General features: G+C 59.9%; 19 protein-coding genes and 2 pseudogenes. 16 read left to right on the plus strand and 5 right to left on the minus strand.

What is annotated here, in order from left to right:
- The 3 genes from AB1462_RS02005 (at nucleotide 1) to AB1462_RS02015 (ending at nucleotide 3403) form a co-directional block, all read left to right on the plus strand.
- The gene (locus AB1462_RS02005) at nucleotides 1–1176 is read left to right on the plus strand and encodes an alginate O-acetyltransferase (protein WP_259192204.1); all 1176 of its coding nucleotides are present in this window, start codon (nucleotides 1–3) and stop codon (nucleotides 1174–1176) included.
- Between the two features lie 16 nt (nucleotides 1177–1192).
- On the plus strand, nucleotides 1193–1846 hold the full coding sequence (locus tag AB1462_RS02010) for an alginate O-acetyltransferase AlgF (RefSeq protein ID WP_259192205.1): 654 nt from the start codon (nucleotides 1193–1195) through the stop codon (nucleotides 1844–1846).
- Between the two features lie 105 nt (nucleotides 1847–1951).
- The gene (locus tag AB1462_RS02015; protein ID WP_027604735.1) at nucleotides 1952–3403 is read left to right on the plus strand and encodes a mannose-1-phosphate guanylyltransferase/mannose-6-phosphate isomerase; all 1452 of its coding nucleotides are present in this window, start codon (nucleotides 1952–1954) and stop codon (nucleotides 3401–3403) included.
- 130 nt (nucleotides 3404–3533) lie between these two features.
- On the opposite strand, the gene AB1462_RS02020 is transcribed toward AB1462_RS02015, so the two are convergent.
- The gene (locus AB1462_RS02020) at nucleotides 3534–3845 is read right to left on the minus strand and encodes a hypothetical protein (protein WP_367246072.1); all 312 of its coding nucleotides are present in this window, start codon (nucleotides 3843–3845) and stop codon (nucleotides 3534–3536) included.
- Nucleotides 3846–4206: 361 nt separating this feature from the next.
- Between AB1462_RS02020 and AB1462_RS02025 the strand changes: the two genes are divergently transcribed.
- From AB1462_RS02025 to AB1462_RS02065, 9 genes and pseudogenes are all read left to right on the plus strand, one after another.
- Nucleotides 4207–4671 (plus strand): multidrug transporter, encoded by a 465-nt coding sequence (locus AB1462_RS02025; RefSeq protein ID WP_090409233.1) that lies wholly within the window; start codon nucleotides 4207–4209, stop codon nucleotides 4669–4671.
- A 14-nt stretch (nucleotides 4672–4685) separates the two neighbouring features.
- A complete protein-coding gene (locus tag AB1462_RS02030; protein ID WP_259192207.1) occupies nucleotides 4686–5498 on the plus strand; it encodes an SDR family oxidoreductase in 813 nt (270 codons plus the stop codon).
- Nucleotides 5499–5589: 91 nt separating this feature from the next.
- Nucleotides 5590–6921 carry an AAA family ATPase gene (locus tag AB1462_RS02035; RefSeq protein ID WP_259192208.1) on the plus strand — a complete coding sequence of 444 codons (1332 nt, stop codon included), beginning with the start codon at nucleotides 5590–5592 and terminating at the stop codon, nucleotides 6919–6921.
- Complete coding sequence (locus AB1462_RS02040) at nucleotides 6914–7543, plus strand: retron system putative HNH endonuclease (RefSeq protein WP_090409241.1); 630 nt, start codon at nucleotides 6914–6916, stop codon at nucleotides 7541–7543. The genes AB1462_RS02035 and AB1462_RS02040 overlap by 8 nt, the downstream gene beginning before the upstream one ends.
- Before the next feature lie 13 nt (nucleotides 7544–7556).
- Complete coding sequence (locus AB1462_RS02045) at nucleotides 7557–7970, plus strand: DUF4440 domain-containing protein (protein WP_090409244.1); 414 nt, start codon at nucleotides 7557–7559, stop codon at nucleotides 7968–7970.
- Nucleotides 7971–8105: 135 nt separating this feature from the next.
- Nucleotides 8106–9407, plus strand: coding sequence for a hypothetical protein (locus AB1462_RS02050; protein WP_367246073.1), 1302 nt, complete (start codon nucleotides 8106–8108; stop codon nucleotides 9405–9407).
- A 67-nt stretch (nucleotides 9408–9474) separates the two neighbouring features.
- Nucleotides 9475–9558, plus strand: a pseudogene (locus tag AB1462_RS02055) (DUF4440 domain-containing protein); the annotation flags it as partial.
- A gap of 105 nt (nucleotides 9559–9663) precedes the next feature.
- Nucleotides 9664–9888, plus strand: a pseudogene (locus AB1462_RS02060) (NAD synthetase); the annotation flags it as partial.
- A gap of 245 nt (nucleotides 9889–10133) precedes the next feature.
- Nucleotides 10134–10403, plus strand: a complete 270-nt coding sequence (locus AB1462_RS02065) for a hypothetical protein (RefSeq protein WP_244176430.1) — start codon at nucleotides 10134–10136, stop codon at nucleotides 10401–10403.
- A 67-nt stretch (nucleotides 10404–10470) separates the two neighbouring features.
- Here the strand turns inward: AB1462_RS02065 and AB1462_RS02070 are convergent, their stop codons facing one another.
- The 4 genes from AB1462_RS02070 to AB1462_RS02085 are packed head-to-tail and all read right to left on the minus strand — an operon-like array spanning nucleotide 10471 to nucleotide 15255.
- Nucleotides 10471–11331, minus strand: coding sequence for an HlyD family secretion protein (locus AB1462_RS02070; RefSeq protein ID WP_259192211.1), 861 nt, complete (start codon nucleotides 11329–11331; stop codon nucleotides 10471–10473).
- Nucleotides 11332–11341: 10 nt separating this feature from the next.
- On the minus strand, nucleotides 11342–11542 hold the full coding sequence (locus AB1462_RS02075) for a DUF1656 domain-containing protein (RefSeq protein WP_027604741.1): 201 nt from the start codon (nucleotides 11540–11542) through the stop codon (nucleotides 11342–11344).
- Nucleotides 11532–13709 (minus strand): FUSC family protein, encoded by a 2178-nt coding sequence (locus tag AB1462_RS02080; RefSeq protein ID WP_367246074.1) that lies wholly within the window; start codon nucleotides 13707–13709, stop codon nucleotides 11532–11534. The genes AB1462_RS02075 and AB1462_RS02080 overlap by 11 nt, the downstream gene beginning before the upstream one ends.
- Before the next feature lie 10 nt (nucleotides 13710–13719).
- A complete protein-coding gene (locus AB1462_RS02085; protein ID WP_259192213.1) occupies nucleotides 13720–15255 on the minus strand; it encodes an efflux transporter outer membrane subunit in 1536 nt (511 codons plus the stop codon).
- A 183-nt stretch (nucleotides 15256–15438) separates the two neighbouring features.
- Between AB1462_RS02085 and AB1462_RS02090 the strand changes: the two genes are divergently transcribed.
- From AB1462_RS02090 to AB1462_RS02105, 4 genes are all read left to right on the plus strand, one after another.
- Nucleotides 15439–16407, plus strand: coding sequence for a LysR family transcriptional regulator (locus AB1462_RS02090; RefSeq protein ID WP_259192220.1), 969 nt, complete (start codon nucleotides 15439–15441; stop codon nucleotides 16405–16407).
- A gap of 193 nt (nucleotides 16408–16600) precedes the next feature.
- Entirely contained in the window at nucleotides 16601–17575 is a 975-nt protein-coding gene (locus AB1462_RS02095; RefSeq protein WP_090409267.1) for a D-glycerate dehydrogenase, read from the plus strand.
- A gap of 92 nt (nucleotides 17576–17667) precedes the next feature.
- Nucleotides 17668–18570, plus strand: a complete 903-nt coding sequence (locus tag AB1462_RS02100; protein WP_090409269.1) for a chemotaxis protein CheV — start codon at nucleotides 17668–17670, stop codon at nucleotides 18568–18570.
- A gap of 3 nt (nucleotides 18571–18573) precedes the next feature.
- The gene (locus tag AB1462_RS02105; RefSeq protein WP_259192229.1) at nucleotides 18574–19056 is read left to right on the plus strand and encodes a GNAT family N-acetyltransferase; all 483 of its coding nucleotides are present in this window, start codon (nucleotides 18574–18576) and stop codon (nucleotides 19054–19056) included.
- Nucleotides 19057–19154 lie beyond the last annotated feature (98 nt).

A 19154-nucleotide genomic window follows, 5' to 3' on the forward strand; every position in this document is an offset into this window, starting at 1 on the left:
ATGACCCGATCATTGCGCGTCCTCTATATCGGCCTGTTCCTGGTGGTGCTGCTCGCCCTGGGCGCCTGGTCGCTGCGCAGCTTCCTGGGCTTCAGCACCAACGCCGACGCGACCGTGCTCAACGGTCGCTGGACCAAGGCCGTCGAGACCCATTACGACGAGGCGTTCCCGATCAAGCGATTGGGCACCAACCTCTGGGCTGCACTGGACTACAAGCTGTTCAATGAAGGCCGCCCTGGCGTGGTGCTGGGCCGCGATCACTGGCTGTACAGCGACGAGGAGTTCAACCCCGCCGTCAACGAAGACCAGAACCTTGAAGGCAACTACGCGCTGGTCGAAGGCGTGCGCCAGAAGCTCAAGGCCCAGGGCATCCAACTGGTGATGGCGATCGTGCCGGCCAAGGTGCGCCTGTACCCGGAACACCTGGGTGAAGTGAAACCGGCGAGCATCCACGCCAACCTGTACCAGGACTTCCACGCCCGTGTCGCCGCCGACAAGATCATCGCCCCGGACCTGCTCGGCCCGTTGCAACAGGCCAAGCTGGGCGGCAAGCAAGTGTTCCTGCGCACCGACACCCACTGGACCCCGGACGGTGCCGAAATCGCTGCCAAGCAGTTGGCTAAAACCATCGCCGACAAGACCCCGCTCCACGGCGAGCCGCAGCGTTTTGTCACCGAGGCCGAGAAGACCGAGCCGCACAACGGCGACCTGCGTCTGTTCCTGCCCCTGGACCCGCTGTTCGAAAACCTGATGCCACCGAAAGAGCCGCTGGAAAAACGCGTCACGCAACTGGCCGAAACCAAAGGCGACGACGCGCTGTTCAGCGACAGCGAAACCCCGGTGGCACTGGTGGGCACCAGCTACAGCGCCAACCCCAACTGGAACTTCGTCGGCGCCCTCAAGCAAGCACTCGGCAGCGACGTGGTCAGCTATGCCGAAGACGGCCACGGCCCGATCCTGCCGATGCTCAGCTACCTGAAAAGTGACGACTTCAAGAACAGCCCGCCACAGGTGCTGATCTGGGAGTTTCCTGAACGCTATCTGCCCGTAAACAACGAAATCGGTGATGCCGACCCCAAGTGGGTTGCGCAACTTAAACAAGCCGGTTCGCGCCAACAAAACATGGCACAGAACACCCTTAAAAAATCCGAGACGCCCGACCGGGCGCAAAACTGAAAGAGAGGTAACTCACATGACTTTCACTACTACTCCGCGTCGTCTCGCTAAGACTCTGGCCCTGGCTGCCGGTATGAGCTTGGTATCCCTGTCCGCCTTCGCCGGTGACGCAGCCTTGTACGGCCCAGTCGCACCGAAAGGCTCAAGCTTCGTGCGTGTCTACAACGCCTCCAACCAGGAAGTCAGCGCGACAGTTGGCAGCACCAACCTCAACGAAGTGGCCCCGCTGGCCAGCAGCGACTTCAGCTTCATGCCCGGCGGCGACTACAGCGCCAAGATCGGCAGCCAGACCGTGCCGGTCAAACTCGCCGCCGATCACTACTACACCCTGGTCAACAACAGCAGCGGCCAGCCACAGCTGATCGAAGAACCGCCGTTCAAGAACAAGCAGAAATCCCTGGTGCGCGTGCAGAACCTGAGCGACAAGGCCCTGACCCTGAAGACCGCCGACGGCAAGACCGACGTGGTCAAGTCGGTGGCCGCCAAAGGTCGTGGCGAGCGCGAAATCAACCCGGTGAAGGTCAGCCTGGCGCTGTATGACGGCGACAAGAAAGTCGGCGACGTCAAGCCGGTGGCCCTGGAACGCGGTGAAGCCGCGGTGCTGTACGTGACCGGTTCGGGTTCGAGCATTTCGCCAGTCTGGGTAAAACGCCCGGTATCGACCCGCTGAATGAATTCTCCGGGTCGGCTGCGGCCGACCCGGACACGAGACAAAAACAAGAGTGAAACGACAAACCTTCGTAGCTCTGACCCAAATTGATTCAAGGAGAAACACATGATCCCAGTAATCCTTTCCGGTGGTAGCGGCTCACGTCTTTGGCCGCTTTCCCGTAAACAGTTCCCAAAACAATTCCTGGCCCTGACCGGCGAGCACACGCTGTTCCAACAAACCCTGGAACGCCTGGTGTTCGAAGGCATGGACTCCCCGATCGTGGTCTGCAACAAGGACCATCGCTTCATCGTCAACGAGCAACTGGCCAACCGTAAGCTGGAGTGCCAGCGCATCCTGATGGAACCGTTCGGCCGCAACACCGCGCCGGCCGTGGCCCTGACCGCGATGATGCTGGTCAACGAAGGCCGTGATGAACTGATGCTGGTCCTGCCGGCCGACCACGTGATCGACGACCAGAAAGCCCTGCAACGCGCCCTGGCCCTGGCCACCGTGGCCGCCGAGCGTGGCGAGATGGTGCTGTTCGGCGTGCCGGCGACCCGTCCGGAAACCGGCTACGGCTACATCAAGTCCACCAACGATTCGCTGCTGCCCGAAGGCGTGAGCCGCGTACAACAGTTCGTGGAAAAACCCGATGAAAAACGCGCCGTCGAGTTCGTCAAAAGCGGTGGTTACTTCTGGAACAGCGGCATGTTCCTGTTCCGCGCCAGCCGCTTCCTGGAAGAGCTGAAAAAGCACGATCCGGACATCTACGACACCTGCGTGCTGACCCTGGAACGCAGCCAGCAAGACGCCGACACCGTGACCTTCGACGAAGCCACCTTCGCCTGCTGCCCGGACAACTCCATCGACTACGCCGTGATGGAAAAAACCCAGCGCGCCTGCGTGGTGCCGTTGAGTGCAGGTTGGAGCGACGTGGGTTGCTGGGCCTCGCTGTGGGCGGTCAACGACAAAGACGCCAACGGCAACGTCACCAAGGGCGACGTGGTGATCCAGGACAGCAAGAACTGCATGATCCACGGCAACGGCAAACTGGTGTCGGTGATCGGCCTGGAAAACATCGTCGTGGTGGAAACCAAGGACGCGATGATGATTGCCCACAAGGACAAGGTCCAGGGCGTCAAGCAGATGGTCAACACCCTCAACGAACAGGGCCGCAGCGAAACCCAGAACCACTGCGAAGTCTATCGTCCGTGGGGCTCCTACGACTCGGTGGACATGGGCGGCCGCTTCCAGGTCAAGCACATCTCGGTCAAGCCGGGTGCGTGCCTGTCGCTGCAAATGCACCACCACCGCGCCGAACACTGGATCGTGGTCAGCGGCACTGCCGAAGTCACCTGTGACGAGAACGTGTTCCTGCTCTGCGAGAACCAGTCCACCTACATCCCGATCGCCTCGGTGCACCGCCTGCGCAACCCGGGCAAGATCCCGTTGGAGATCATCGAAGTGCAATCGGGCAGCTACCTGGGCGAAGACGATATCGAGCGGTTTGAAGATATCTATGGTCGCTCGACGCCGGTTGAACGTGGCGTTTCGGTGAAAACTATCGCGCAGTAAAACAGTCGTAAAAAGAAGCCCTCGCCCAGCCCATTGCGTCCCCTATCCGCAGTGGGTTGGGTGGGGGCTTTTTCGTTCAATGCCCGTCAAAGCGTACCGACGAACCAGGGCATGCTGTCATGCCTGGTTTTTAACGAGCCCAGTTACGCGCGGCAAAGGCGTTATAGTTGCCATCTTTTTTGGGTTCAGCATTTTGGTAGGTGTTCTTGCCAACTTTCTCGGCAGCTTTGCCCCCCCACATAAGAACCGAACCTGCGACTTTCGAGGAAACGCCACCCAAGCCTGCCAGCTGTTTACCGGCCACTTTTGCCGCCGCACCACCCACCGCCAAGACTGCCCCAAAAGCTTTATCTTTAGTCGAATCTTTGATGTGAAGCGCCATGGATGGCAAAAAATGCGAACGGACCTGATCGTTGATACCTTGCAGTACAGTTTGCTTCAAGCTCGTGAGCCCCAGACTCTGCATACGAGGTCCCGAGCGCAATTCGCTGGGGTCGGCACCCGCTTGAGTGACGCTTGCCGAGTGACTGGGTGCCGCTGCGCAAGCGGATACATTGAGAGGGGTGGACAGGCTTACAGCAGCGTCTGAAACGTTCATAAAATAGTTCACCTGGTATAAGTGTGAGGTTGAGCTCCCTCATAAATCAGCCAAGCCTCCTTGCACAAACTCTGTGGAAAACTATTCAAATCAGTTCCCAGTATCGCCGGAGGTAAATACCTGCCTACGAGGAAAAAGCCCCCCACGATAGGCAACCGGGTTAACCCGCGAGTAGGATGTTTTATCCCTGTGCGAGGTTGTTGTTATGTTCTTCGGTGTTTTGCTGATCATCACCTGGCTGGTCCTCCTGCTGCGCTACCCGGCCAAAGCCCTTCCGGTTTCCCTCGCTGCCTTGGCTGGCCTGGGTTGCGTAGCCGTTTGGGTGGTCTGGTTGGACAACCGTGAAGCCTCACAACTGGCGCGCCTGGAACTACGCATCACCTACGCCCCGCAGGAATGCCCGGCCGACCGACCGCTCAAGCTGACCCTGAACAACGGCAACGACGTGCCCCTCACCGAACTGCGCTGGCGCGTCGCCGCCTATGCACCGGGCGACACCGTCAACCTGGCCGACAACGTCTACGCCGCTCCACGCTATCGCGGCCCCGGCGAGTTGCAGGCCGGCGCCACCTGGGACGACTGCCTGCCCACCCCGCCGCTGCGCCCCGGCTACCGTCCGCAAACCCTGGAATTTCGTGCCGAGCACCTGCAAGGCAGTTTCTCGGACTGACAAAGGACTGATCCATGCCCAACGTACTGATCACCGGTTGCTCCAGCGGTATTGGCCGCGCCCTGGCCGATGCTTTCAAATCCGCCGGTTTCAACGTGTGGGCCAGCGCCCGCCGCCCGGAAGACGTAACCGCCCTCGCCGCCGCGGGTTTCAATGCAGTCGAACTCGACGTCAACGACAGTGCCGCGTTACAGCGCCTGGCCGAACAACTGGGTGAGCTGGATGTGCTGGTCAACAACGCTGGCTACGGCGCCATGGGCCCGCTGCTCGACGGCGGCACCGAAGCGATGCAGCGTCAGTTCCAGACCAATGTATTTTCCCTCGTCGGCGTGACCCAGGCGCTGTTCCCGGCCCTGCGCCGCAGTAAAGGCCTCGTGGTGAATATCGGCAGCGTCTCCGGCGTATTGGTCACGCCGTTCGCCGGCGCCTACTGCGCCTCCAAGGCGGCAGTGCATGCGTTGAGTGATGCATTGCGCATGGAGCTGGCACCCTTTGGCGTACGGGTGATGGAAGTGCAGCCCGGCGCCATCGATACAAGCTTTGCAAAAAACGCCGGCGCCCAGGCCGAGCTGTTGATCAACGAAAAATCGCCGTGGTGGCCGTTGCGCGAAGGTATTCGCGCACGCAGCCAGGCCTCTCAGGACAAGCCCACCCCGGCCAGCGTGTTTGCGGCGGATGTGCTCAAGGCGGTGCAACAACCACAACCGCCGCGCCTGTTACGCTCGGGCAATGGCAGCCGGGCGTTGCCGTTGATGGCGGCGTTGTTGCCTAAGGGGTTGTTGGAGACGGTGTTAAAGAAGCGCTTTGGCTTGGGCGGTGTGTTGTAAGCAAGGGTGAAGCCCACCTGCCAAAACCCAGGATGAGTGCCATAATCGCCGCCTGCCTCTAGAAACTGACTGGCCCCACAAGGGTAATGCGATGGAAATCAGAAAAATTCGACTGAATAACGTCGGTCGTTTTACCGACTTGGAAGTCGCCTTTGCGCCTACTGATAAGCACGCGTCGAAGGTGACGGTGTTTGTGGGGAACAATGGGGCGGGGAAGACGACGATACTGAAATCGTTGGCGACGTCTCTCAGTTGGTTCGTAGCGAGGATACGTTCCGAAAACGGGAGTGGAAGTCCGATTGATGAGGACACCATTCATAACGATTCGAATAGTGCCTTCATACAAATTCAAATTTCTGAATACGGTCTTTCCGCTCAATGGACGCTGGCAAAGTCTAGAAAAGGCCGAAAATCAAACGCTGCCAGTGACCTCTCAGAGTCTTCCAAGCTCGCAGATCACTACCGAAAAGAGTTATCCGCTTTAGATGATGCTTCGCTGCCTCTGATTGCTTACTACCCGGTTGAACGCTCAGTTCTTGAAATTCCGCTCGCCATAAAGTCTCGCCAAACATTCGATCAGATTGACGGCTACGACAATTCCTTAAATCGAGGCGTGGACTTCAGTCGATTCTTTGAGTGGTTTCGTGAGCGAGAAGATAGCGAAAACGAATCCGGCCCCTCCAGCAATACGTTGAATTCGATGAAGAATATGCTTGGAGAAAATGACGAAGCCGTCTGGGAGTACATTAAAAAAGTGTTCGTTTCATCCCGTGACCGGCAGTTGAGCGCAGTGCGGTCAGCCGTTAGTGAGTTCATGCCGGGGTTTAACAACCTTCGCGTCCAACGCAAGCCACGTCTACACATGGCTATCGATAAAGCTGGTAAAACACTGAACGTAGCGCAGCTCTCCCAAGGCGAGAAGTCGATGATGGCCTTGGTCGGAGATATCGCACGACGTCTCGCGATGATGAATCCTTCACAGCTAAACCCACTGCACGGTTATGGCATTGTTTTGATTGACGAGGTAGACCTCCACCTCCATCCCAAATGGCAACGCCGCCTGATCCACCAACTCACCGAAACCTTCCCCAACTGCCAATTCATCCTCACCACCCATTCTCCACTGGTGATCAGCGATACCAAGAACGTTCTGTGCTACGTCCTTGACGACGGCGAACTGGAAGAACGCAACGGTCTCTATGGCCTGGACGCCAATCAAGTACTGCTCAGCGTCATGGACACCGATGTGCGCAACAGCGAAGTTCAGGCGCGCCTTGATCGTTTGCTGGAGCTGCTGCAAGACAAAAAACTGAAAGAAGCCAAGACACTTTTTAAAGAGCTGTCTGCAGAGCTTGAACCTGGCCATATCGAACTTGCCAAAGCCGCCCTGCTGATTCGCAAGTTGGAGCTGCGCAGTGCGTAAGATCACCAAAGGAGAGGAACCAGCAGCCCTGACGCAATGGAAGCGCAAACACCCGACGGGCCGCTACTCAGATTTAAGTCCTGAAGAAAGAACCCGCATCCGCCAAGCCTGCGTGGAAGAACAACATGGCTTATGCGCATATTGCTGCCACGAAATCTCATCAGACAGCGCCCACAACGAACACGTTGAGGCCAGAGAGGTCGCACCCCGCCGCTCGTTAGACTTCTCCAATATCGTCGCCAGTTGCAACCGCAGCAAACAGTGCGGACGAGCGCACGCACATCAGGTTTTGCCGCTGACATCCCTGATGGATGAGTGCGAAACCGAGCTGAAATTTTATCTGTCTGGCCGTGTAGAAGGCCTAAGCCCCAGAGCAGTGACCTCCATCCAAGTGTTAAACCTTGGCGACTGTCGCGAAAACAATCGCGCCTTGTTCGGCGCTAGAAAGTCGATCCTGGATGCACTGCTCTACGACAGCGGGATGGAGGGCGACGGTCTTGAAGTGGCCGACTTCGACTTACTGACGCTGCTCAAGGAAGAGCTGGAACAGCCCGACACCAACAACCGTCTAAAACCCTTCTCCCCCGTTCTGGTGAACGTGATTCGTCAGCTCGGCGCCTAACAGCGAGTGCCCAATGATCGACTACAGCGATTTTTTTGAAGAAGTGATCCAGACCCACGTCGAAATCGAACAATGGTTTGCCGGTGTTGCGCCAGAAGGCACCCTGAAAAGTCTGCTTGCGCGCTTCTCGCCCGAGTTCAGCATGATCGCCCCCGCCACCGGCGCACGCGTCAATGCAGCCGGGGTCAACGCGCTGTTCACTCGTCTGGGAGGAATGCGCCCGGGGTTGAAGATCACCTTGAGTGAAATGACCGGGATTGACCGGCATGCGCGCGGAGCGACGGTGACTTATCGCGAGCATCAGGTCGACGCCAGCGGCACACAGACGGATCGCCGTGCGACGGTAGTGTTCGAGAAGCTGGCCAGTGGCACGATGCTTTGGCGTCATCTGCATGAGACATTTGTGCCTCAGGCTCGTAGCCAATAATGGCCACTAGCACCTGTTAGATTTGACAGTAGACGAGGTATTGCACCGAGAACAGACTTGAACGGTATTCCAGCCAAAGCCTGCTGCTTATCGACTTGGCACATCGTCCTCTTCACTGCGCGAAGGAATGCTGCGATGAGTTCATCCAACAGTGATTCATTGGAACAACCCGGTACCCCGGACCCCGGCTTTGGCATCAATGGGAACACAACCCTGTCTTCGATTCTCAACGATATTCCTGGCCTGACCGTTCGTTTTCGACTCAAGGGGCTTGCTACGGATAACGACGGCAAGCTTCTGTTCAGTGCCAGCCTGTTTAAAAAAGATCATTACGTCTATGGTTTAGGGCGCCTGAACCTCAACGGGAGCCTGGATACGACGTTTACGCAAAATGCACTGGTCACCGGTGATTTTGTGCCGTCGTTACCGGCCGGAGGTTCAGGGCTGACTCTACAGGCCGACGGAAAAATCCTGATGGCTGGCTGGACATCGCGCAGCTCATACGATAACTGGGCAGACTTGGTTGTTGCGCGCTTCGACAGCAAGGGCAGCCCCGACACAAATTTTGCCGAACAAGGCTGGTGCATTCTTCAAACCAGGCCAGATGAAGGGCTGACAGAGGACTCGGTAAAAGTGCATGTCCAACAGGACGGATGCATTCTGGTGAGCGCCAATTATTCAAAACGCAACAATCCAGCCCTGACCGTAGGTGTGCTGTTTCGCCTATTACCCAATGGGGCGCTGGATACTGGGTTGAACGGCAATGGCAAGCTCGACTTCAAACTTCTCGACCCCGCTGCCGCAACTGCCATCAACGCATGCATCAGCCAAGGTAGCGATTACAAAATAGTGATTGCGGGCCATGCCCAGTTCACCCCAGGGCTCCAAACAGCCTTCTTCGCCCGCCTCAACCCTGACGGAACCACGGATACCGGTTTTGGCAGCCCGCAGACCCCTGGTTTTCACCGCATTGATAGCATTGCGGATCACACCACGCTTTACGATCTCGTTGAACGAGCGGACAAGAGTCTTATTGGCGCCGGTCAAGTTGGCCTGAACGACAATAGAACGACGAAAGGCCTGATCCAGGCCATTACCCCCAATGGCGCAGCGCATCAACTGTTCAATAAGGGCAAACCGATGGTCAGCCAATTTGATGACAACCGCGACATTGGCTGGCAGCGCATCATGAACACACACTCTGGGAACCTTACGACCGCATCCGAAGGCGCTTGGATATACGTCGCTCAATTCAAAGCCGATGGCTCGCTGAATATAGACTTCAACAATAAGGGCTACATCGATCTGGACGCCCCCGTCATGTCCACCCCTTTGGTGTTAACCGAGCGGGGCGACCAACGCGTTATCGTTGGCGCGAACGTGGTGGGTACAGATCCAGCTGGCGGCATTGGCGCTCTATTTAGTTTCTTTGGCTAACAAGGCCGGGCCAATCTCATGCTGTGCTCGTGGCCCTGTCCCAGGTTCAACGAACGCTATCGACAATCGCCGTGCCACCGCAGTGTTTGAGAAACAGGCCAGTGGTGCACTCCTGTGGCGTCATCTGCATGAAACTTATGTAGCGCAATGAAATAACTGCCTGGCCAAATCCTACAAAAAACAGCGAACGACCTGACATCATTACAAGGAAACTATCCCCAGGCTCTTTCACCTCGGTCTACTCACAGGTGAAAGGATGCCAAGCAATTTCCTGCGAAGCGGTGTGCCGGATGCGCACACCACGACTCGCCAGCGACTGACGAGTCTGCTGGACCTGCCCAAACTGTATCGAACCATTGACGCCGACCCGGCCATCGTCGGGGCCGGGGTAGTGCATATCAACAGTGACTATCAGGTGACGGTGCTGCGTGAGTTTGTGCCGTTGTGCAGTATCAGGCCCAAACGGGTGATTTTGCGGGAAGTGGCAGGTCCGGAAATATCAACCCTATTGTTATCAGCCTTTATGAAGAGTTCAGCAGCCATGAACAATGACATCAATACCCTGCAAGCCCCCCGAACGTTAACTCGATACACCCGACGTTTTGCATTCACGGTAGGTATGGGGGTCTCAATGAACTTAGTCAGCAGTTCAGCAACCTGTCACATAGCCTGTCGTATTACGCACGAATAAATTATCTCCCTGGCGAATATGCGGTCGTGGCGAGCATGGCACTGCTACTGGCCATGTGCATTGGCCTGACCTTGGTGGCGGTGGGGTTTCGCTCTGGGCCGCCACTGCTTGCAGGCGTCGCGGCCTTGAACGCCTTGCTTTCGGCAGGCTACCTGGGGAACAACCCAGTTACGTTGTTTGCACTATTCCCACTATTTCAATCGCTGTTCTGCCTGCTGATTCTTAATACAAGAAACCACCGCCGCTTCGTCAGCATGCTGCGGGTCAAACGTCGACGAAAAATCAGAGCCAACGCACAAACCTGAAGCGGTGCCCAATCTGCCTATCAACAAAAATCGAATGTGGGAGGGGGCTCAAGCCCCCTTCCACATTTCAGTTCGGCGTTTGGTTAACGATCACCGTGCACGTAATCCCCGCCGCCAACAACACCCCCTCAGGCACTTCATCAATGTGAATCCGCACCGGCACCCGCTGGGCCAGCCTTACCCAGTTGAACGTCGGGTTCACATCGGCGATCAGCTCGCGACTCTCCGGGTTGTCACGGTCGTAGATGCCGCGCGAGATGCTTTCTACGTGCCCCTTCAACGTCTCGCCGCTCATCAGTTGCATGTCGGCTTTGTCGCCGACTTTCACATGGGGCAACTTGGTTTCTTCGAAGAAGCCATAGACCCAGAACGAGTTCATATCGACCACGGCCATCTTGGCTTCGCCGATGCGTGCGTAGTCGCCGCGATGCACGTTGAGGTTGGTGACGTAGCCGTCCACCGCCGCCACGACCTGGGTGCGTTTCAAGTTGAGTTCGGCCGCTTCGAGTTGTGCCAGCGCGTGCTGGTAGTCCGCCAGGGCCGAGTCGGCGATGTTGCTGGCGTCGTCGCGGTTTTCCTTGGAGATCACCAGGGCGTCGAGGTCGGCGCGGCGGTGGGCGTTGACCTTGCGCATTTCCCAGGTGGCTTTGCGGGAGGCCACGAGGGATTGCGCCTGTTTGACGGCAATGCGGTAGTGCTCGGGGTCGATCTGCATCAGCAGGTCGCCCTTTTTCACCAACTGGTTATCGCGCACCGGGACGTCGACCACTTCGCCGGTGACGTCGGCCGCCACGTTGATGATGTCGGCGCGCACCCGGCCGTCGCGGGTCCATGGCGTTTCCATGTAGTGCACCCACAACGTGCGGCCAATCCAGATCGCCAAAGCCAGTACCAGCAAGGTCGCGAGCAGGCTGAAAAACTTTTTCATCGGGGCATTCTCAACGGTAGACGGTCAGCGCCAGGGCGCCGAACAGGCAAACGAACAGGCTCAGGCGCAACAACGCCGGGTGCCAGAAAAAACGGTACAGGTCGAACCCGGCCAGGAAGCGGTCAAGGGCCCAGGCCAGCGCGGCCGCGATCAGGAACATCAGGGTCATGGTCGGCATATAAATGCCGTGGAATGCGATTTCACGAGGCATTCGGGGTTCCTTTGAGGGCCGCCAGCGGTGATTGCGGGTCCAGCAACGAGGTGCGGATAAAGTGCAGGTAGCTTTTCACCCGGCGCAGGGCCGAGGTGTCGAAGTGCGGGGCGAAGGGTTCGTCGGTGGCCTGCACGCGGCTGATGGCGTGGTCGACGGCGATCAGGCCACGCTCCAGGTTGCTGGCGCTGGGTTGCAGGAACAGTCGCACCAACGAGCGGCCCATCACCCGGATCGCCTGGCGCCAGGGCTGGGACTCGGCGTAGGCCGGGTGCACCGGCAGGATCGCTTGTTCCTTGCGCAACTCGATGATCGCGTGGCCGATTTCCAGCACCACGAACATCCAGCGCAGCAGGTCGCGTTGCACTTGCGGCTGGCCGACAGCGAGGCCATAGGCCTGGTGCAGCAGGTCACGGGTGCGGCTTTCGAAACTCGACGCCAACCCCTTGAGCTTGCCGCTGATGGCATACACCACCTGTTCGCGCAGGTCCTGCTCCAGGCGGCGCCACAGCCAGCGGCTATTGGGCGGCAGGATGATCGCTCCCGCCGCCGCACACACCAGCATGCCGATGATCATGGCGATGTAGTCGTTGATAAAGGTGTAGGGGTTGTAGACCGTGAGGTTGTCCGGCACCGAGCCGGTGCTGAAGAAAATCAGCAGGCCCACGCCGACCCCGGCGTATTGCGGGCGTGAAGCGAGGAAAGCACCGAGGATGATCACCGGCGCGAGCATCACGCACAGCAGCGGGAAGCCGTCGATCCACGGGAACACGAAGAACATGTCGACAAAGCCTACCAACGCACCGATCAAAGTGCCGCAGGCCATCTGGAAGGCCATGCGCTTGGGGTTGGGCGTAGCGGCGGACAGGCCGACCGTAGCAGCGGCGATCATGGTCATGGTGGCACCGCTGGGCCAGGCCGTGGCCACCCAATAACTGCCCAGCACGATCAGGATGAACGACGCGCGAATCCCCGAGGCGGCGCAGGCCAGCCAGTTGGTTTTCGGGCTGAAGGTTTCGTCCCATTGCTCCCGTGCATGGCTGTGATCGGCCAGGGAGGCATGGGTTTGCGCGTAGTTGTGCAGGTCATCGACGAAGCGGTAGAGCAGCTCATAAGCGGTGTGAAAATCCAGTTGCTCGGCTTCGCTCGGGCAGCCCTCCTGGAAGGTCGCGCGCAGGCTGCGCACCTTGGCGGGCAAGCCGTCTTTGTAGGCGCTGAGCTGGTAGACCAGGCGCGCGGCATCGGGACTGGTGAGGGCACGACCGGAGAAGCCGTCGAGCACTTCGGCCAGGTCCTGCAGGCCCGGTTTGATCGCCGCCACCACATGGTCCGCGGAGTCCGTACGCAAGCGTTCGAGCAATTGGTGCAAGGCATTGAAGCGCGTGGTGATGCTCATGAACTCGCTATTGAGGCGGCTGAGCCGGCCATTGCGCCGGCGCATATGCGGGTCTTCGAACACCGTGAGGCTGCGCAGCCCTTCCAGGCCCACGGCCTCGGCGATAAAGCGCACGTTGCTGGCCTCGAAACCCTCACGTTGGCTGCGCCCACGCAGGCCGTCGGTGACAAACAGCGCAAACACGCCAAAGCGCTGATAAAGCGCATTGCGCATGGCGGCGCTGGAGGTCTGCGGCAGGATCGCCGCGCTGACCAGCGTAGAGCACAGAATCCCCAGGGAGATTTCCAACACCCGCCAGACCGCCGCCATAAAGGCACCGTCGGGATGGGCCAGGGCCGGCAGGCCGACCATCGCTGCCGTATACCCCGCGAGCACGAACCCATAGGCGCGAAAGTTGCGGTTACGCGTCGCGCCAGCGGTGCAAATACCGACCCAGATCGCCAATGCGCCGAGGAACAACTCGGTGTTCTGCGCAAACAAGGCGATCAACAACACCATCACCGCCGACCCCGCCAGGGTGCCGAGGAAACGATAGAAGCTCTTGGCGAACACCTGGCCGCTCTGCGGTTGCATCACGATAAATACGGTGATCATCGCGGTGCGTGGTTGCGGCAGTTCCAGGCGCATCGCCAGCCACAGCGTGAGGAACGCGGCGATCAGCACCTTGAAGATGTATACCCAAGTCACGCCGTCACTGCGTGCCCAGTCAAAAAAACCACGGCGCCACTCAAGGGAATGCAGCCAGCGCAGCGGTGCAGGCAAGGGAGTCATTAAATCCTACTCAGTGATCAAACACGGCAAGCGCCGCCGGGGTCTTGCTCGGGAGGGTTCTGGCGTCTTGCGGTACGTCTTTGCCGGCGTCGAGGCCGCCACCCAGTGCGGTTACCAGTTCGGCATGGGCGCCAAGCCGCGCGGCCTGTACCTGTTGCTCGACCTGTTGTTGGCGAAACAGCAAGGTCTGGGCGTTGAGCACATTGAGGTAATCGGTGAGGCCGCGCTGGTAGGCGATCATCGCGATGTCGTAGGTCTTCTGCGCCGAGGCCACCGACTGCGCGGCAAATGCGGCTTGCTTGTCCATGGACTCACGGCGGATCAACTGGTCGCTGATGCCCTTGAGCGCGTTGACCAGGGTCTGGTTGTAGCGCGCCACGGCGATGTCATAGCCGGCGCTGGCTTCACCCAGCTCCGCACGCAGGCGGCCACCGTCGAAGATCGGCAAGGTGATCGCCGGGCCGACGCTGTAGTTGAATTTCTTGCCGGCGAGAAACGCCAGCATGCCACCGCCGGTGGCCATGTAGCCTAGGCTGCCGACCAGGTCGACGTTGGGGTAGAAACCGGCGTGGGCGACATCGATGCCACGGGCTTGCGCCGCCACCTGCCAACGGCTGGCGACCACATCCGGGCGCTGGCCGAGCAATTGCGCGGGCAGGCTCGAAGGCAGTTTCAGCGGTGCGGCGAGGGACAACGTCGGACGCTGTAACGTGGCCCCCTCCCCCGGACCTTTACCGGCAAGCGCCGCCAGCTGGTTACGGCTCAGGGCGATTTCTTCGTCCAGGGCATCCAATTGGCGATGGGTTTCCGGCAGTGGCGTTTCGGCCTGGCTCACGTCGAAATGCGTGCCGATCCCGGCGTTCAGGCGTTTGTTGGCCAGGTCGAGGATCTGCTGTTGCTGGGCCAGGGTCGCTGCGACGATATCGCGATTGGCGTAATGCAACGACAGCTGGATATAGGCGCGCACCACGTTGTTCTGCAGTTCGAGTTGGGCCTGGCGTGCTTCGGCGGCGCTCATGTGGGCCAGGTCGACGGCACGTTCAGTGGCGTTGCTTTCGCGGCCCCACAGGTCGAGGGCGTAGCTCAAGCCCAGGGATGCATTGTTGTCCCAGGTGTTGGCACCGCTCAATTCACCAGGGCCGTAGAACTGATCCTTCGGCCAATTGTGGCGTTTGAGGCTGGTATCACCGTTGATCTGCAGCGACTCGGCCGACTCGACAACCCCGGCCATGGCCCGCGCTTCCCGCACCCGCGCGGCGGCCATGGCCATGCTCGGGCTGCTTTGGGTGGCGAGTTCGACCCAGTGGTTGAGTTGCGGGTCGCCGTAGGCCTGCCACCATTGCGCGGTGGGCCAGTGGGCGTCCTGGGCGGCGCTGCGGATCGCTTCGTCGGTGGCCAGGGTAGTGGCGTTGAGAGCCTGGCCTTGGGGGGCGATTCCTCCGGTTCCGATGCAGCCGCTGATTGCTAACGATAAGGCGCAGACACTGAGAGCCTTCAGCTCCCTGTAAATGAGAGTCTTCAGCTCTCTGCTGATGCGACGCGGCACGGCGAACGAATTCCTGAGGTGGTGTTGCGGGGAGAGGTGGCGCAATTCTAGGCGGCGGCATGGAGGACGATAAGCTGGCATTCCTGTGAATCTTTGTTACCGTTCAAGCGATAATCCGTTGGTAGGGATCACTGGACAGCGTAACTTTCTGTCACAATTTGGTATCTCCCCTGAGAACTCTCCATGGACACTTTGCAAAACATGCGCGCCTTCAGTTGCGTGGCTGAAGCGGGCAGCTTCACCGCCGCCGCCGCACAACTGGACACCACCACCGCCAACGTCTCGCGCGCGGTCTCCAATCTTGAGGCCCATCTGCAAACCCGCTTGCTCAATCGCACCACCCGCCGAATTGCCCTCACCGAGGCCGGTAAACGCTACCTGCTGCGCTGTGAGCAGATCCTGGCCTACGTCGAAGAAGCCGAAGCCGAAGCCAGCGACGCCCACGCCCGCCCCGCCGGGCAGTTGAAGGTGCACACCATGACCGGCATCGGCCAGCATTTCGTCATCGACGCGATTGCCCGCTACCGCCGCACTCACCCCGACGTGACCTTCGACCTGACCCTGGCCAACCGCGTGCCGGACCTGTTGGACGAGGGCTACGACGTGTCCATCGTGCTGGCCAGTGAGCTGCCGGATTCGGGCTTCGTCTCCCAACGCCTGGGCATCACCTACAGCATCGCCTGCGCCTCGCCGGACTACGTCAAGGCCAAGGGCTGTGCCCATCGCCCCCACGACTTGCTCAACCACGCCTGCCTGCGCCTGGTCAGCCCGGTGATCCAGCTGGACAAGTGGACCTTTAACGGCCCCGAAGGCCAGGAAAGCGTGGCGATCAATACATCGCCGTTCCTGGTCAACTCGGCCGACGCGATGAAAACCGCGATCACCAGCGGCATGGGCGTCGGCCTGTTGCCGGTATATGCGGCCATCGAAGGCTTGCGCAACGGCACATTGGTGCGGGTCATGCCCACCTACCGTTCCCAGGAACTGAACCTGTACGCCATCTACCCCTCGCGCCAGTACCTGGATGCGAAGATCAAGACCTGGGTGGAATACCTGCGCGGCTCGCTGCCGGAGATCCTGGCGGCGCACCAGGCGGAGCTAGTGGCGTATGAGTTGAGCGGCAGCCTCAGCGGTGCGCGGCTGGTGAACTGATTTCCAACAGATAATGTGGATCAAATGTGGGAGGGGGCTTGCCCCCGATGGCGGTGTGCCAGTCGCCAGATGTATTGACTGATCCACTGCTATCGGGGGCAAGCCCCCTCCCACATGGGTCCGTGTCCTGACAATTGCCGGCAGGAATGTTAGCGTGCTTGGCATTCTTCCGTAGTCGATGAGCCCGCCTGCAATGAAAAAGACAGTCCTCGCCTTCAGCCGTGTCACCCCGGAAATGATCGAACGCCTGCAACAGGATTTCGACGTGATCGCCCCCAACCCCAAGCTGGGCGATATTAACGCTCAATTCAATGAAGCCCTGCCCCACGCCCACGGTTTGATTGGCGTGGGTCGCAAGCTGGGCCGCGCGCAACTCGAAGGCGCGAGCAAGCTGGAGGTGGTCTCCAGCGTGTCGGTGGGCTACGACAACTACGACGTGCCGTACTTCAACGAGCGCGGGATCATGCTCACCAACACCCCCGACGTACTCACCGAAAGCACCGCCGACCTGGCCTTCGCCCTGCTGATGAGCAGCGCGCGCCGGGTCGCCGAGCTGGACGCCTGGACCAAGGCCGGCCAGTGGAAAGCCAGCGTCGGCGCGCCGCTGTTTGGCTGTGACGTGCATGGCAAGACCCTCGGTATCGTCGGCATGGGCAATATCGGCGCGGCCGTGGCCCGTCGTGGGCGCCTGGGCTTCAATATGCCGATCCTGTACAGCGGCAACAGCCGCAAGACCGCGCTGGAACAGGAGCTGGGCGCGCAGTTCCGCAGCCTGGACCAGTTGCTGGCCGAGGCGGATTTCGTCTGCCTGGTGGTACCGTTGAGCGACAAGACCCGCCACCTGATCAGCACCCGCGAGCTGGGGCTGATGAAATCCAGCGCAATCCTGATCAATATTTCCCGTGGCCCGGTGGTCGACGAACCGGCGCTGATCCAGGCCCTGCAAAACCAGACCATTCGCGGTGCCGGGCTGGATGTGTATGAGCAGGAGCCGCTGGCCGAATCGCCACTGTTCCAGCTGAGCAATGCAGTGACCCTGCCGCACATCGGCTCGGCGACCCATGAAACCCGCGAAGCCATGGCCAACCGCGCGTTGGACAATCTGCGCAGCGCCCTGCTGGGCCAGCGCCCGCAGGACCTGGTGAACCCGCAGGTGTGGAAGGGCTGATGTTAAGGGCCTTGATCGCTCCTACAGTTTCCGGCGAATGGGTCGATAACACTCAATAGAAGTTCGTCATCCCTGATCCACAGAAGGTTTTTATGTCCACCACCAAAGCCCGCGCAGACTCACTCTCGCTTCTGCTCTTTACCTTGCGCAGCGGCAAGCTGATGGCCATCAACCTGCTGAAAGTCAGCGAAATCATCCCTTGCCCGCCGCTGACCAAGCTGCCGGAGTCCCACCCGCACGTCAAAGGCATCGCCACCCTGCGTGGCAACTCGTTGGCGGTGATCGACCTGAGCCGCGCCCTGGGGGAAATGCCCCTGGAAGATCCGGACGGAGGCTGCCTGATCGTCACCGACGTGAGCCGTTCCAAGCAGGGCCTGCATGTGCAGGCCGTCAGCAAGATCGTGCACTGCCTGACCACCGACATCCGCCCGCCGCCCTACGGCTCCGGCGGCAACCGTGCGTTCATCACCGGGGTGACCCAGGTGGAAGGCGGCCTGGTGCAGGTGCTGGACATCGAAAAAGTCATCCACGGTATCGCCCCGGCGCCGATTGAAGCGGCACCCACCGACCTGACCATGGAAGAGGCGGAAGTGCTCGGCAATGCGCGGATCCTGGTGGTGGATGACAGCCAGGTCGCCTTGCAGCAGTCGGTGCACACCCTGCGCAACCTCGGCCTGACCTGCCACACCGCACGCAGCGCGAAGGAAGCCATCGATGTGCTGCTGGAGCTGCAAGGCACCGCCGCGCAGATCAATGTGGTGGTGTCGGACATCGAGATGTCCGAAATGGACGGTTACGCCCTGACCCGCACCCTGCGCGAAACCCCGGATTTCCAGGATCTTTACGTGTTGCTGCATACCTCGCTGGACAGCGCGATGAACAGCGAAAAGGCGCGCCTGGCCGGTGCCAACGCGGTGCTGACCAAGTTCTCCTCGCCCGAACTGACCAAGTGCCTGGTGATAGCCGCCCAGACTGTGGCGCAACAGGGACTTTAACCCGTGGCGGAGTATTTCCAACTGCTGCGCCGCGATCTCACCGGCAGCCTGCCTGCGCCGCAATGGCCGGCCCATACGCAGTTGGATCATTACCGCGACGAGCTGGCCCCGGCGATCCATGCTGTGCTGCGCATGACCCAGGAGCAAGGGGGTGGCCGCGTTCCTCATCTGCAAGCCTGGCAGCATCAGTTCATCACCGATGCCGAATTCGACCCCACGCTATGCCTGGTAGCCAGCAACGGCGATGGCATTCTCGGCGTGGCGCAGTGCTGGACCAGCGCGTTTATCAAGAACCTGTCCGTGCATCCTTGCGCTCAAGGCCAAGGCTTGGGCCGGGCGTTGTTGCTGCACTGCTTCCAGGTGTTCAAGCAACGCGGCGAACCCTACGTCGACCTGAAGGTGCTGGAGAGCAACCTGCGCGCCCGACAACTGTACGAAAGCGCGGGCATGGTCTTTGTGTTGCGCGATGTGGTCGCCGACGACTGACAGGTGCTGGCGCATAACTTGCTTCCAGAGCAGCACTACGGTGGATAGAGGTAAAAACCCGTCACCGTTCCTGCGTGCCCTCTGACCTAGCCTGGTGA

The sequence above is a fragment of the Pseudomonas sp. SB113 genome (genome assembly GCF_040754745.1).
In the GTDB taxonomy this organism is placed as follows: domain Bacteria; phylum Pseudomonadota; class Gammaproteobacteria; order Pseudomonadales; family Pseudomonadaceae; genus Aquipseudomonas; species Aquipseudomonas grimontii.

Coding starts and splice junctions, on each gene's coding strand:
- AB1462_RS02050 (WP_367246073.1), top strand. CDS start 8,106: ATGAGTTCATCCAACAGTGATTCATTGGAACAACCCGGTACCCCGGAC.
- AB1462_RS02095 (WP_090409267.1), top strand. CDS start 16,601: ATGAAAAAGACAGTCCTCGCCTTCAGCCGTGTCACCCCGGAAATGATC.
- AB1462_RS02080 (WP_367246074.1), bottom strand. CDS start 13,709: ATGACTCCCTTGCCTGCACCGCTGCGCTGGCTGCATTCCCTTGAGTGG.
- AB1462_RS02070 (WP_259192211.1), bottom strand. CDS start 11,331: ATGAAAAAGTTTTTCAGCCTGCTCGCGACCTTGCTGGTACTGGCTTTG.
- AB1462_RS02030 (WP_259192207.1), top strand. CDS start 4,686: ATGCCCAACGTACTGATCACCGGTTGCTCCAGCGGTATTGGCCGCGCC.
- AB1462_RS02010 (WP_259192205.1), top strand. CDS start 1,193: ATGACTTTCACTACTACTCCGCGTCGTCTCGCTAAGACTCTGGCCCTG.
- AB1462_RS02025 (WP_090409233.1), top strand. CDS start 4,207: ATGTTCTTCGGTGTTTTGCTGATCATCACCTGGCTGGTCCTCCTGCTG.
- AB1462_RS02100 (WP_090409269.1), top strand. CDS start 17,668: ATGTCCACCACCAAAGCCCGCGCAGACTCACTCTCGCTTCTGCTCTTT.
- AB1462_RS02065 (WP_244176430.1), top strand. CDS start 10,134: ATGGCACTGCTACTGGCCATGTGCATTGGCCTGACCTTGGTGGCGGTG.
- AB1462_RS02090 (WP_259192220.1), top strand. CDS start 15,439: ATGGACACTTTGCAAAACATGCGCGCCTTCAGTTGCGTGGCTGAAGCG.
- AB1462_RS02015 (WP_027604735.1), top strand. CDS start 1,952: ATGATCCCAGTAATCCTTTCCGGTGGTAGCGGCTCACGTCTTTGGCCG.
- AB1462_RS02045 (WP_090409244.1), top strand. CDS start 7,557: ATGATCGACTACAGCGATTTTTTTGAAGAAGTGATCCAGACCCACGTC.
- AB1462_RS02035 (WP_259192208.1), top strand. CDS start 5,590: ATGGAAATCAGAAAAATTCGACTGAATAACGTCGGTCGTTTTACCGAC.
- AB1462_RS02005 (WP_259192204.1), top strand. CDS start 1: ATGACCCGATCATTGCGCGTCCTCTATATCGGCCTGTTCCTGGTGGTG.
- AB1462_RS02075 (WP_027604741.1), bottom strand. CDS start 11,542: ATGCCTCGTGAAATCGCATTCCACGGCATTTATATGCCGACCATGACC.